The sequence below is a fragment of the Nitrospirillum amazonense genome, from assembly GCF_029594735.1.
Taxonomy (GTDB): domain Bacteria; phylum Pseudomonadota; class Alphaproteobacteria; order Azospirillales; family Azospirillaceae; genus Nitrospirillum; species Nitrospirillum amazonense.
Window position 1 is genome coordinate 183,284 of record NZ_JARPAF010000002.1, and the last position, 12,591, is coordinate 195,874.

12 protein-coding genes and 1 tRNA gene are annotated in these 12,591 nt (G+C 68.0%); 9 read left to right on the forward strand and 4 right to left on the reverse strand.

The genetic code is table 11. From position 1 onward, the window contains the following. Positions 1-129 precede the first annotated feature (129 nt). Both P5F91_RS06910 and P5F91_RS06915 read left to right on the forward strand, forming a co-directional pair. Entirely contained in the window at positions 130-369 is a 240-nt protein-coding gene (locus P5F91_RS06910; RefSeq protein WP_040843696.1) for a hypothetical protein, read from the forward strand. 498 nt (positions 370-867) lie between these two features. Next, entirely contained in the window at positions 868-2,262 is a 1,395-nt protein-coding gene (locus P5F91_RS06915; protein ID WP_277906875.1) for an ammonium transporter, read from the forward strand. Between the two features lie 86 nt (positions 2,263-2,348). Here P5F91_RS06915 and P5F91_RS06920 read toward each other — a convergent pair whose 3' ends face one another. After that, positions 2,349-3,482: an asparaginase gene (locus P5F91_RS06920; RefSeq protein ID WP_277906876.1), complete on the reverse strand. Its 1,134-nt coding sequence runs from the start codon at positions 3,480-3,482 to the stop codon at positions 2,349-2,351. 92 nt (positions 3,483-3,574) lie between these two features. Here P5F91_RS06920 and P5F91_RS06925 point away from each other — a divergent pair, with 92 nt between their 5' ends. Then, entirely contained in the window at positions 3,575-4,177 is a 603-nt protein-coding gene (locus tag P5F91_RS06925) for a TrmH family RNA methyltransferase (RefSeq protein ID WP_342780916.1), read from the forward strand. Between the two features lie 177 nt (positions 4,178-4,354). Continuing rightward, positions 4,355-4,774: a hypothetical protein gene (locus tag P5F91_RS06930; RefSeq protein ID WP_277906877.1), complete on the forward strand. Its 420-nt coding sequence runs from the start codon at positions 4,355-4,357 to the stop codon at positions 4,772-4,774. 216 nt (positions 4,775-4,990) lie between these two features. Here P5F91_RS06930 and gpt read toward each other — a convergent pair whose 3' ends face one another. Then, positions 4,991-5,479, reverse strand: a complete 489-nt coding sequence (gpt, locus tag P5F91_RS06935; RefSeq protein WP_040845989.1) for a xanthine phosphoribosyltransferase — start codon at positions 5,477-5,479, stop codon at positions 4,991-4,993. Between the two features lie 235 nt (positions 5,480-5,714). On the opposite strand from gpt, the gene P5F91_RS06940 reads away from it, so the two are divergent. Together P5F91_RS06940 and P5F91_RS06945 are read left to right on the forward strand one after the other, a co-directional pair. Next, positions 5,715-5,791 (forward strand) — tRNA-Arg (locus P5F91_RS06940). A 589-nt stretch (positions 5,792-6,380) separates the two neighbouring features. Then, on the forward strand, positions 6,381-8,288 hold the full coding sequence (locus P5F91_RS06945) for a glycosyltransferase family 9 protein (RefSeq protein ID WP_277906878.1): 1,908 nt from the start codon (positions 6,381-6,383) through the stop codon (positions 8,286-8,288). On the opposite strand, the gene P5F91_RS06950 is transcribed toward P5F91_RS06945, so the two are convergent. Together P5F91_RS06950 and P5F91_RS06955 are read right to left on the reverse strand one after the other, a co-directional pair. Next, a complete protein-coding gene (locus tag P5F91_RS06950) occupies positions 8,285-9,481 on the reverse strand; it encodes a sulfotransferase family protein (RefSeq protein ID WP_277906879.1) in 1,197 nt (398 codons plus the stop codon). The two genes, P5F91_RS06945 and P5F91_RS06950, sit on opposite strands and share 4 nt — an antisense overlap. Positions 9,482-9,569: 88 nt before the next feature. Further along, positions 9,570-10,460, reverse strand: coding sequence for a LysR family transcriptional regulator (locus P5F91_RS06955; RefSeq protein ID WP_186454752.1), 891 nt, complete (start codon positions 10,458-10,460; stop codon positions 9,570-9,572). A gap of 107 nt (positions 10,461-10,567) precedes the next feature. Between P5F91_RS06955 and P5F91_RS06960 the strand changes: the two genes are divergently transcribed. Genes P5F91_RS06960 through P5F91_RS06970 form a run of 3 tightly spaced genes read left to right on the forward strand, consistent with a single transcriptional unit; the run spans position 10,568 to position 12,554 of the window. Then, positions 10,568-11,107: an ester cyclase gene (locus tag P5F91_RS06960; RefSeq protein WP_145610925.1), complete on the forward strand. Its 540-nt coding sequence runs from the start codon at positions 10,568-10,570 to the stop codon at positions 11,105-11,107. Between the two features lie 15 nt (positions 11,108-11,122). Beyond that, positions 11,123-12,136 carry a polysaccharide deacetylase family protein gene (locus P5F91_RS06965; protein ID WP_145610924.1) on the forward strand — a complete coding sequence of 338 codons (1,014 nt, stop codon included), beginning with the start codon at positions 11,123-11,125 and terminating at the stop codon, positions 12,134-12,136. A 13-nt stretch (positions 12,137-12,149) separates the two neighbouring features. Then, positions 12,150-12,554, forward strand: a complete 405-nt coding sequence (locus P5F91_RS06970) for a VOC family protein (protein WP_277906880.1) — start codon at positions 12,150-12,152, stop codon at positions 12,552-12,554. Positions 12,555-12,591: the final 37 nt, after the last annotated feature.

The following is a 12,591-nucleotide window of genomic DNA, read 5'->3' on the forward strand; positions in this document are numbered from 1 at the left end:
GGTTCGCCCAGGGATTAGGGGTATGGAACCGGATTTGGCAAGCGGGGCGGCGTGACGACATCCGGCAAGGGTGCTATAGCTGCCCATCATCTGATCCATACACCCCTATTATCACAGTGAAGGTCTGCCATGAGCGACACCAACAACTCCACCGCGGAAGCCCTGTTCGAAAAGGCGCTGAGCGTCGCGGAAAAGCATCTTGAGGCGGCGCTCAAGGAGGCGGGCCCCCTGGCCGCCTATGTGGCGGTCGCCATGATCGAAGTGGCCGTCAACCAGGCGGTGGAAGAGACCACCCACCAGGACGTGGTGGACATGCTGCACGACCTGGCCAACCAGATCGAGCAGGACGCCGACGAGGAAGAGGAATAATCATCGCCTTCCTCACGGCTGATTGAGAGTTTGCTGCGGCGCCGGCGCCTGCCCCTTCCCCCCTGTCCCGGGGTAGCGATGGGGTGGCGCCGGCGTCGTTGCTTTTGGGGCACCCCATTCGGTGACATCCGGAATGAAGCCCGAAAAATAGGCAATTCCCGCATAGTTTGGCGCCAGAGGCGCCGATATTTGATGGTGTCCTACCCTAATGTCTTGATCCCACTATCAGTGCAGTGAGAATTTTGATGGGATTTCGCCTATCCTTTAAGCAGCTGGGCGCCAGCATGCGACTTCCTCCGCCGATCCCGCCCATAATTTGATCATCCGCCCCCGCCCCAAAGCCCAGACAGCTTTCGAATGTATCGCGGCACGAAGTTTGAAAGAGGGGGCCGCGCGCTTTTCAGGGTGCGGGTTCGCGGATGGCCAGCGGACCGGGCCGGTGACGGCTTTGGACCGCCAGCGGTGACTGATAACGCGGTGATTGGGATGGGGTATGGCATGAGCAGTTTGGGTAAGCGTTTCCTGGGACTGGGCGCAGGTGTGCTGGCGGCGGGCCTGCCCGCGCTGGCCATGGCGCAGGATGCCGCGGCGCCCGCCGCGGCCACGGCGGCCCCCACCATCAGCGGCGGCGACACGGCGTGGATGCTGATGTCCACGGCCCTGGTGCTGATGATGACCATTCCCGGCCTGGCGCTGTTCTACGGCGGCATGGTGCGCAAGTTCAACGTGCTGGCCATGGTGATGCAGAGCTTCACCATCACCTGCCTGGTCACGGTCATCTGGGCGCTGGTGGGCTACAGCCTGTCCTTCACCGCCGCCAGTGACGCCGCCGACGCCAAGGAATTCATCGGCGGCTTCAGCCGCGTGCTGCTGGCGGGCATGGACCCGACCGGCACCCACAGCCTGGCCCCGACGATCCCGGAGCCGGTGTTCATGATGTACCAGATGACCTTCGCGATCATCACGCCGGCGCTGATCACCGGCGCCTTCGCCGACCGCATGAAGTTCTCGGCGATGCTGATCTTCATCACGCTGTGGTCGCTGCTGGTCTACGCCCCCGTGGCCCATACCGTCTGGCATCCCAACGGTTTCATGGCCAAGCTGGGCGTGCTGGACTTCGCCGGCGGCACCGTCGTGCACATCAACGCCGGCATCGCCGGCCTGGTGGCCTGCCTGGTCATCGGCAAGCGCAAGGGTTATCCCAACGCCGACTTCAGCCCGCACAACCTGGTGCTGAGCCTCATCGGCGCCTCACTGCTGTGGGTGGGCTGGTTCGGCTTCAACGCCGGTTCGGCCCTGACCGCCGGCCCGCGCGCCGGCATGGCCATGACCGTGACCCAGGTGGCCACGGGCGCCGCGGCGCTGGCCTGGGTGTTCGTGGAATGGGCCCTGAAGGGCAAGCCCTCGGTCCTGGGCATCATCTCGGGCGCCGTCGCCGGTCTGGTGGCCATCACCCCGGCCGCCGGCTTCGTCGATACCGTCGGTGCCTTCGCCATCGGCATCGCCGCCGGCGTCATCTGCTTCTTCACCGCCACGTCCATGAAGCGCGCCCTGGGCTATGACGACAGCCTGGACGCCTTCGGCGTGCACGGCATCGGCGGCATCGTGGGCGCCATCCTGACCGGCGTGTTCGCCAAGATGGCCGTGGCCAACAGCGAGGGCGCCTTCGCCGCCACGCTGAAGGACGCGCCGGACACCAAGCTGGGCCTGATCGAGGGCAATGTCGGCCAGGTGCTGACCCAGCTGGAAGGTGTGGCCTTCACCGTCGTCTGGTGCGCCGTCATCACCTTCATCCTGCTGAAGATCATCGACCTGGTGATCGGCCTGCGCGTCGATGAGGACATCGAGCGCGACGGCCTGGACATCGCGCTCCACGGCGAGTCGATCCACTAATACAAGGGCGGGTCAGCCCGAAACGGGAACCGCCGCCGGGGGCTACCTCGGCGGCGGTTTTCATTTGTGCATCCATCAGGAAGGGGTCAGCCCGCCGCCACGGCGGTGGGGCGGATTTCGCCGACGGTCTCGCCCTTACGGCTGGTGACCGGGGCGACGGCCAAGGTGGCGACGCCGTCCCACACCGTATCGGGCAGCACGCCCAGGCGCTTCAGCACCGCCGCCATTGCGGGCCCGGCGGCGCGGGGCGCCCCGTCCTCGATCTTCAGGGCGATGCCCAGCCCGTGTTCCGGCAGCACGGCGCAGCACACGCCCTCCGCCCCCGACTTCAGCAGCACGGCCGAGTTGGCGGCGCGCATGACCTCGGTGTCGAAGTTGCCGGTGCCGCCCACCAGCTCGGGATGCTTGCCCCAGGCGCGGCGCAGGCGCATCACCGCCTCCGCCCGCCGGTCGGGCAGGCTGTCGGGGTCGGCCAGCCGGGCCATGCCCAGAGCCAGGGCGCCCAGGGGCAGGCCGATGGTGGGGATGGAGCAGCCGTCGACGCCCCAGGGCGCGCGGCTGAGATCATGGCCGGTCACCTGCTCGATGACGCCCAAAATGCGCTGCTGCACCGGGTGCTGGTACCGGACATAGCCCGCCAGCTTCTCTCCTTTATGCTTGGCCACGGCCAGGAAGCCGGTGTGTTTGCCGGAGCAGTTGTTGTGCAGGGCAGTCGGCTTCTGTCCCGTCGCCAGCAGGGCGGCCGCCGTCGGCTCATGCGTCGGCAGGTGGGCGCCGCATTCCAGGTCGTCCACCGACAGGCCCAGCCGGTCCAGCCAGGCGGCTACGCGTTCGGTGTGCATGGCCTCCCCCTGATGGGAGGCGCAGGCGAGCGCCAGTTCCTCATCCGTTACGGCATAGGCGTCGGCCGCCCCGCTTTCGATCAGGGGGATGGCCTGCAAGGCCTTGTTGGAGGAGCGGGGATAAACCAACCCATCCACGTCGCCCCAGTGGGCCACCACGCGGGCGCCGGCATCGACCACCACCACCCGGCCACGATGGCGCGATTCCACCATGGACCCGCGCGTCACCTCCACCAGGATGGGCGCATCGGAGCGGTCGGGGATGTCCACCTGGCGCACGGTGGCCTGGCCTTGGGCGCCTTGGGCGGCGGGCTGATGGCCGTGGCCGCCGCAGCAGCCGTCGCCGTGGTGATGATCATGGTCGTCGTGGTCGTGCATGACCAGGCGCTCCGCCCTTGGGGTTCGTTGATGCCCGCGTTCTCCCCCGGCCGGGGCATGACTGCAATCCTGTTTCCCGGGGGGCTGGAACCTTGCCCAAGCGGCTTGCCTTGTGCAAGGTGCGCGGCATGCGTGGATATTTCGCCCTGGGCGCCGAGGGGATCAGCAAGTCGGGCAACATCGGGACCATCATGCGCTCCGGCCATGCGTTCGGGGCGAGCTTTGTGTTCACCGTGAACGCCGCCCTGGACCTGGACGAGATGAACCGGGTCGACACCTCGGGCGGCCAGGACCATGTCCCGCTCTACACCTATCCCAGCGTCTCGGCCATGACCCTGCCGGAGGGCTGCACCCTGGTGGGTGTGGAACTGACGGACGACGCCGTGGACCTGCCCAGCTTCCGCCATCCCCTGCGGGCGGCCTATGTCCTGGGGCCGGAGCGCGGCAGTTTGTCGCCGGCCATGCAGGCGCGCTGCGACCATGTCATCAAGATCCCCATCAAGTTCTGCGTCAACGTGGCCGTGGCCGCCGCCATCGTCATGTACGACCGCATGATCTCGCTGGGCCGTTTCGCCGAGCGGCCGGTGCGCGCCGGCGGCCCGGTCGAGCCCGCACCCACCCATGTTCACGGCCGGCAGAAGATCCGCAACGTGGACAGCAAGCGCATGCGCCCCCTGCTAGGCGGTTGGGAATAAGCGCCCTGGGCGTCTGGGAATAAGTCCCGGGCTTCCCTATATTATCGGTCTCAAGTGGCTTACCCGCCGCCGCCCTCCCGCGACCCGGCCCGGGTCCCGGGCGGCCCTTCCTTCGCGGTCGCGGATTCCTTCACCGTCCGGCCTTACGCGAGGCCGGCATCAGAGGAGACCGATGCCATGCCGACCCGCCTTGCCCACCTCCCAACCGTGACCGCTGCGCTGCTGTCCGGCGCCTTGCTTGCCGCCCCCGCCGGGGCGCAGCAGACCACCACCGCCCAGCCCACCGCCACCACCCAGACGGTGACCGTGCCGGCGCCGGGCCCGCGCCGCGCGGCCGAGACGGCGACGCGGCAGGAAGACATCATCATCACCCCGCGCGCCTACCCCAGCTATGAGGAGGACGACGCCTTCCATCGCGCGGAGTATGAGCGGCTGAATGCTATCTACGGCAAGCCCGTGCCCATCAGCACCCGCGCCGACACCCTGATGGACGTGCCGCTGGGCAAGCTGCCGCAGGACCGCTCGGCCCTGCGCGCCCTCATCGCCGACCCGGACACGCCGCACCTGAGCGACGTGGTGGCGCCGGAGAGTAAGTAGCTTCCCTTGCGGGCGCGGGGTTTTTGGTTCGCTTCAGGCGCCAGCGGGCCATCCGGCCCTCGGCTGTCCTCGCTGCGCCCTGCGCTGCTCCCTCCGGCGGGCGCGGTCGCGTCCTAGAAAAAGGCAAACTGGGTGGTGCACGCTTCCCTCGAAACGCGAACGGCCCCGCTGGGCGTACCCGGCGGGGCCGTTCGTCTGGCCGGAGACCACACGCGATCAGTCGTTGCGGATCTGCATGTAGGCGATGGGGTTCAGATCCCAGGGGAAATGGATCCAGGTGTCCTGCGACACCTCGGTGATGAAGGTGTCGACCAGCGGGCGGCCGGCGGGCTTGGCGTAGATGGTGGCGAAGTGCGCCTTGGGCATCATGTTGCGCACGATGGCGGCGGTCTTGCCGGTGTCGACCAGATCGTCGACGATCAGCCAGCCCTCGCCCTCACCCTCCACCGCCACCGGCGCCTTCAGGTTCTGGGCGGTGCGTTGGTTCTGGTGGTCGTAGCTGCTGATGCAGATGGTGTCGATCAGGCGGATGTTCAGCTCGCGCGCCAGGATGGCGGCCGGCACCAGGCCGCCGCGGGTGATGGCGACGATGCCCTTCCACGGCCCCTTGTCGCTGATGCGCCAGGCCAGCGCCTTGGCATGACGGTGCAGTTCTTCCCAGGTGACGGGGAAGTTCTTGGCGGTATCGGCGTGATGGGACGACATGGGGGCGGCGCTCCGCGAAACGGTCAAAAATGTTCACAAAGGTGGAGGATTGGGTAGATAGCCCATCCCCGCCGTCTGGACAATGCATCGCGACGCACCGGCGTCCCGCTCCGCTCGCGGGGTGGGGAGGCCATCGAAAAGAAAATGCAACGGGACCCCAAAAAAGCTGTTGCGTCCCCCCCGATCATCCTCTACAAGCACCCACCTCACCGGCCGACACCGGTGAGACGAAAAAGCGCCCGTAGCTCAATTGGATAGAGCACCAGACTACGAATCTGGGGGTTGGAGGTTCGAGTCCTTCCGGGCGCGCCATTCGTCTCAAGTAACAGACGAATAGCCGGATCAGGCCGTTGAGTTTTCCGGCCACTTATCCCAAACGAATTGGCTGTTGTCTCGGTTAAAGTCTTCGCGAATAGCGCGAGGCCGCCGCCTGGCCCTTACCATTTCCTAAAATCCTTTCCAGCCCCTGCCCACGCCGGTCCCGGTGAAGGGCCCGCCGCATCGGCTTGATGGGCTCAGGGCTGGCCATGATCTTTTGGCCCGCCGTGGATTCCCCAAGAAAGCCGTCGTTTTGTTTCACCATCTCACCACCTTTGGGAAACCATGCCAGGATCACCGATTAATGGCCCTACAAAGTCAAAAACAGTTGTAAAATTGCTAATATTATTACTAATTTGATATGCTCAAAGACTATATAATATCTGCTATATTTATTGCAGAGTTGTATGCCTATTACCAATTTAGTAAACGTAAAGCGCGCATTTTGTCGCACTAATTATTGCGACTCTACCACCGGGTAAATACGCTCCCCCTCGTATCAATTCAGCGGTCCGCGAACGGATCCGGCCGGGGGCTAGCCGCCTCCGGACTGACGGGCAGTTGGTCCATGGGGGAATGGGGGTTGACGCATTCTTACGGCGTCGTGTTGCGCGTGGGCCGCCTGGGCTCGCGCGTCGTGCATCACCTGCTGCGCCGCCTTCCAGCCGGCGTGCCGATCACCGTCCTGCGGGCGCCCGGCCACGCGCTGGTTATTCCGGATGAGCGGTGCCGCGTCCTGGAGGGGGACACCGTCGACGCCGCCGGTCTGGCGGCCCTGGCCCAGGACATGGCGGTACCGGCCCTGCTGCTGTGCGGTGACGATGGCCTGATCGCCCTGCCCGCCGCCCTGCCGCCGGTGTCGGCCGTGGTCGGGGTCGTCCGCCTGTTGCCCGTGATCGGCCCGCTGTACCGGCTGGACCGGGCCGACCGGCTGGACCGGCCGGAGCATTATTTCGGCCCCGTGCTGCTGCCCGTGGGCGCCCTGTCCGCCTGCATCGGCAGCGCCCCCGTTCCGCTGGACCGCTGGATTGGCCACCATGCCGTGCTACGCGCCGTCACGGCCGGTCTGCCTGTCGCCAATCTGACAGCGGGCGGCTTGGTCCTGCCCTCGCTGGCCCAGGCCAGCGGCGCCGACCAGCACCGGGGCCGGACGGCCGCGCGTGATCTGCTGGCGCTGGCCGGCGACGCCCAGACGGACGCCTTCGCTGTCCTGGATGAGGCACCCGACGACGGTGAAGATCGGATGCGTGCGGCCAAGCGCGCCATCGACGCCGCCCTGTCACGCCTCACCAACCGCCTGGCTGCCGCCCTCGCCCCCTTCATCCCTCCCGACCAGCGGGCCCGTCCCCTGCCGCCGCAAGGCAGGCTGGCCATCCTGAAGCTGGACTCGATCGGCGACAGCGTCCTGCTGACATCCTTCCTGCGCACCCTGCGGCCCTGGTTCGGCGGCGAGATCGGGTTGATGGCGGGGGCCCGCGTGCGCGACCTGGTGACCCGCGACCCGCGCATCGACCGCACGCTGCTGGTGCCGGTGCGGCTGCCCTGGCTCGCCCCCGACGAAGCCACGGCCTGGCTGGAGGCCACCATCGACCAGGCCGTCGCCTTCCTGCAGGGGGTGGACGCCACCATCATCCCCCGCCTGATGCCCGACTATTACCTGGCCAACCATATCGCGGTGCTGGCCGGGGTACCGCGCCGCTATGGCCTGACCAGCCCCCGCATGCCCGACCTCACCCGTTTCAACGCCGCCTTCACCGCCATGATGACGGATGTGGTGACCATTCCCGCCCCCTGCCATGAGGTCGAGGTGATGGGCGCGCTGATGCGGGCGGTCAGCGGCGGCGGGGCGATCCCGACATCATCGGAGCCGCGCTGCGACATCCACCTGGACGAAGTTGACCGCGCCACGGCCTGGACGACGGTGCCGCCCGTGGCCGGCCGGATCCTGGTGGCGCTGGGCCTGGGCGCCTCCACCGGCCGCCGGCGCTGGCCGGTGGATCAGGTGGTCACGGCAGCGCGGACGCTGGCTGGGCGCCACGACCTGATGTTCGCGCTGCTGGGTGGCACGGACGTGGCCAGCGACGCCGCCGCCATTGCGCAGGCCCTGGGCAGCCGTGCGCACAACCTGGCGGGCCGGCTGGACCTGCGCGAATCAGCCGCTGTGCTGGAGCGCGCGGCCCTGTACATCGGCAACGATTCCGGCCTGATGCACATGGCAGCGGCCGTGGCCGTGCCGGTGGTCGAAATCTCCTGCCATCCGCTGACGGCGCCGGACAATCATGAGAACGCGCCCCGCCGCTTCGGGCCTGTGGGCGTGCCGCACCGCATCGTGCGCCCCGCCACCCCCGCCGACCCGGCCTGCGCCCAGGGCTGCGTGTCACGGCACACCGCGCATTGCATAAACGGGGTCAGCCCCGCCGAGGTGGTCGCCGCCGCCGAAATCCTACTTGCGTCCACCACGCTGTCCGCCAGCCTGGTTGAGTACAGCTAGGCGCCGTATTCCATGGCCAAGCGGCGGACGCCGACAGCCAGCCTGCGGTCATCATGGGACAGGCCCAGCGCGGCGGCGCTCACGGCACCCCTGGTGCGGAACACCAGCTCCAGATTCCCGTCGGCCGGTATCTCATTCCGCTCCAGCGCGAAGCTCAACCGCACCCCGTCCTCGCCCGCCGAATCCGACCGCAACATCGCGATCGTCCGCCCGCGGATCTCGACGGCCACCTCGGCCTCATCGGTCCCATGCCGGAAGGCGGGGGCCAGGGCCAGGTCGACCGTGCCCAGCGCCCAGGTGGCGGCGCCGGCCAGGGGATAATCGACGGTAGCCGTCGCCGTGCGCGCCCACATGACCCCTGCACCGCCTGAGATTTCCGGACGAAAGAAGCCATGCGCCACACTGCGGTTCACGCACCCCGACGGGCCGAAGTCGATGGCATAGCCGGAGGGCAAGCCGCTGGTCAGGGGGGCGTAGCCGAACCGTTCCATGAAGTCCCGGCCGGCGATCTCGACGGCCATGACCTGGTCGGCGGTCAGCTTCCTGGCGTATTTGCCCACCTGACCGTCGCCGACATGGTTGGGATGCCAGTGGGACGCCGCGTCGAACTGCAGGCGCGGGTTGTCGTCGCCCATGCGGCCTTCCTGGATGAAGCGGCCGATCCGCCGCGCCACCTCGTCCTTGGCGTGAGCCTGGAAGATCGCATCGGCATCCTGGCCGCTGATTTCCACGCCGACATGGGCGGCGATCTTGGACACGGTGGCCGGCGTCTCCATGAAGTCGTCTTCATAGCGCAGCACCCACGCCGGGCAGTCGGCCACCAGGCGCATCAGATAGCGGGCGCTGTTGCGCACCTCGTCCGCCGCCTCCTGAAAGGAATGGCCGAACCGTTCCATGAGGGAGACGACGGCATCGCGCGGATCGCGGACGGTGACGATGACCGGCGCGCCCGCGAACAGGCAGGTGGCCAGCAGGGCCGCCGACGGCTCGTGCGCCTTCACGAGGACGACGTCGGCGTCCCGAATCTGAAGGATGTTCTCGTGTGTCAGGTCGTTGGCGAAGAAGCGGGCGATGCGGACGCCCGTCGTCTCCAGCGCCGCGTGGATCACGTTGTAGACCCAGGTGGAACCGCTGCCCTGCAAGCCGAACGAGCCGATGAGACGGGGAGGACGGCTGGGCGCGGACGGGGTCATACGGGTCTTCTCGCAAGCCGTGAAATGGGACGGGGCCGGGCGACCTTATCAAGGCCGCCCGGCCCCGTCCTTCGGCCTTACAGCGTACTCATGCCGCCGTCGGAGTCATCCGCCGCAGCCGGTCGGCCAGGAAATCCACGCACAACCGCACCTTGGCCGCGGCGTGGCGGCTATGGGGATAGACGGCGTGCAGTGGGGCGGCCGGCAGCGGCAGATGGGGCAGCACCACCTCCAGCCGGCCGGCGGCGATATCCTCATGCACGTCCCAGATGGATTTCAGCACCAGGCCGGCCCCGCCCCGTGCCCAGGCATGGGCCCGTTCGCCGTCATTGCTGCTGAGAGGGCCGCGCACGCGGACGCTGCGCCCGTCGGCGAAGGTCCATTGGTCGGGTGGCGGGTCGCCGAACAGCAGGCAGTCATGGCCCAGCAGATCCTCCACCCCCTGCGGCCGGCCCCGGCGGTCGAGATAGGACGGGGCGCCACAGATGACCCGTCGGTTGGGCGCCAGCTGCCGGGCGATCAGGCTGCTGTCCGCCAGCGCGCCGAAACGGATGGCGAGGTCGAAACCGGTGTCGATGATGTTGAACAGCGTGTCGGCGGCATGCAGGTGGACCTGCAGGCGGGGGTGCAGCGCCTGGAATTCCTGCAGCAGCGGGGCCAGGTGGCGGCTAAAGGCCACGGTGGAGGTCAGGCGCAGCAGGCCGCTGGCGGTGTGGCGGCCCTTGGTCGCCTCCATCTCCGCCTCCTCCACCTCCGCCAGGATGCGGACGCAACGGGCGTGGTAGGCCGCCCCCTCCTCCGTCAGGGCCAGGGTGCGGGTGGTGCGGTTCAGCAGGCGCACGCCCAGCCGTTCCTCCAGCCCGCTGAGGCGGCGGCTGATGACGGCCAGCGACTGCCCCAGGTCGCGGGCCGCGGCGGACAGGCTGCCCGCCTCAACCACACGGACGAAGGTCGCCATATCGGAAAAGGTGTCGGCCATATTCTTGCATATAACACAACAGACCTTGGAGAGTAAGGTCAATTCTTGCGAACATTCAAAGCGCGTACCGTCAGGTCATCGAATTCACCCCCTGATGGAGCACGCAAATGTCCCCCTCCCTGGTCCGCGGCACCGTCCTGGCCCTGGCGCTGTCCGCAACCGCCCCGGTGGCCTTCGCCGCCGACACCCTGGTCCAGCCCAAGCACCTGACCGTCGACGCCAGCCTGCCCAAGGCGCAGGCCGACGCGGAGATCCTGGCGGCCCGCCGCTACGCCACCTTCTGGTCCACCGGCGACGAGGCCATGGCCCGCGCCGCCTTGGCGCCGGACTTCACCGACCGTACCCTGCCGCCGGGCCGCGCCCAGGGCGTGCCGGGGCCGCTGGCCGCCTCCGCCTTCGTGCGGGCCGCCATCCCCGACCTGACCGCCAGCGCCGAACAGCTGGTGGTGGCCGGTGACCGGGTGACCGTGCACTTCCGTTTCCAAGGCCATTTCACCGGCCATTTCGGTGAGGTGCAGGGCAAGGGCCAGACGGTGGATTTCATCGCCACCGACCTCTACCGCGTCCAGGACGGCCGTATCGCCGAGAACTGGCACATCGAAGACAACCTGACCCTGCTGCGCCAGTTGGGCGCGGTGGCCCAGTAAGAGGAGCAATCGGCCATGACCACAGACATCTTCGCCAGCCGCCGCGGCTTCCTGACCCATGCCGGCGCCGGTGCCGGCCTGCTGGCCGCCGGTATCGCGATGGGCGGCACCACCGCCGGCGCCGCCGAGACCAAGGCCCCGGCCACCAAGCCGGCGCCCCCTAAATTCCCGGGGGCCGGCTTCTGGCCCGGCGACACCCGCCTGGTCATCAGCGTCTCCATGCAGTTCGAAGCCGGCGGCCAGCCACTGAAGGGCACCGACAGCCCCTTCCCCAAGGTGGACTTCCCCGACAGCGTGCCCAGCGACCCCGTCGCCAATACCTGGTTCGCCTACGGCTATCGCGAGGGCGTGCCCCGCATGCTGGACCTGTGGGACAAGCACGGCGTCAAGGTCACCTCGCACATGATCGGCGAGGCGGTGCGCAAGAACCCGGACCTGGCACGCGAGATCGTGAAGCGCGGCCATGAGGCCGCCGGCCACGGCCCGCGCTGGAGTTCCGAATACGCCATGAGCCGGGAGGAGGAGCGGCAGTTCCTGACCGACGCCCGCACCATGGTGGCGGAGGTCACCGGCCAGACGCCCGTGGGCTACAACGCCAACTGGCTGCGCCGTGGGCCCCATACCCTGCCGCTGTTGCAGGAGCTGGGCTATCTCTATCACATCGATGACGTCAGCCGGGATGAGCCCTTCATCGAGCAGGTGAACGGCCATGACTTCGTGGTCGTGCCTTACACCCTGCGCAACAACGACATCGTCCTGATCGAGGGCCGCAACTACACCCCCGCCCAGTTCCTGGAACAGGTCACCCTGGACTTCGACCAGCTGTATGAAGAGGCGGGCCAGCGCCGCCGCATGATGTCCATCAGCGCGCACGACCGCATCAGCGGCACGCCGCAGATGGTGCGGGTGTGGGACAAGTTCCTGACCTATGCCAACAGCCACCCCGGCGTGGCCTTCCTGCGCAAGGATGAGATCGCGCGCTTCGCCGCCGGCAGCCCGTTGACCGTGCGCGAAACCGAGACGATCTGAGGCAGGCGCGGTCATGCATCTCGATCACGCCACCCTGCGCACCGCCGACCTGGAGGGCACGCGCGGCTTCCTGGAGGCGGTGCTGGACCTGAAGCCCGGGTACCGCCCACCCTTCGACTTCCCCGGGTACTGGCTGTACGCCGGGGACGCCCCCATCGTGCATCTGATCCCCGGATCGGGCGCCGCGGTGGGCCGGGCGGGGGAGATGCTGGACCACGTCGCCTTCCGCATGGACGACCCCGGAGATAACAAAAATGGGGAGGCCTACTGGGCCATGCGGGCCAAGCTGGAAGGCCTGGCCATCCCCTATTCCACCATGGACCTTCCCGACCTGGGGGAACGGCGCCTGTTCATCCGCACGCCCCCCAGCGCGGGCGGCGGCGCCATCCTTCTGGAACTGGTGTTCCGCGAGGGATAGGCGAACGGCGGGCGCCCCATTCCCCCCAAGGGGCGCC

Excerpts from the sequence above, each read along its gene's own strand:
- gpt (WP_040845989.1), bottom strand. The coding sequence starts at position 5,479 with ATGTCGTCCCATCACGCCGATACCGCCAAGAACTTCCCCGTCACCTGG.
- P5F91_RS06915 (WP_277906875.1), top strand. The coding sequence starts at position 868 with ATGAGCAGTTTGGGTAAGCGTTTCCTGGGACTGGGCGCAGGTGTGCTG.
- P5F91_RS06910 (WP_040843696.1), top strand. The coding sequence starts at position 130 with ATGAGCGACACCAACAACTCCACCGCGGAAGCCCTGTTCGAAAAGGCG.
- P5F91_RS06960 (WP_145610925.1), top strand. The coding sequence starts at position 10,568 with ATGTCCCCCTCCCTGGTCCGCGGCACCGTCCTGGCCCTGGCGCTGTCC.
- P5F91_RS06965 (WP_145610924.1), top strand. The coding sequence starts at position 11,123 with ATGACCACAGACATCTTCGCCAGCCGCCGCGGCTTCCTGACCCATGCC.
- P5F91_RS06930 (WP_277906877.1), top strand. The coding sequence starts at position 4,355 with ATGCCGACCCGCCTTGCCCACCTCCCAACCGTGACCGCTGCGCTGCTG.
- P5F91_RS06950 (WP_277906879.1), bottom strand. The coding sequence starts at position 9,481 with ATGACCCCGTCCGCGCCCAGCCGTCCTCCCCGTCTCATCGGCTCGTTC.
- P5F91_RS06970 (WP_277906880.1), top strand. The coding sequence starts at position 12,150 with ATGCATCTCGATCACGCCACCCTGCGCACCGCCGACCTGGAGGGCACG.
- P5F91_RS06920 (WP_277906876.1), bottom strand. The coding sequence starts at position 3,482 with ATGCACGACCACGACGACCATGATCATCACCACGGCGACGGCTGCTGC.
- P5F91_RS06955 (WP_186454752.1), bottom strand. The coding sequence starts at position 10,460 with ATGGCCGACACCTTTTCCGATATGGCGACCTTCGTCCGTGTGGTTGAG.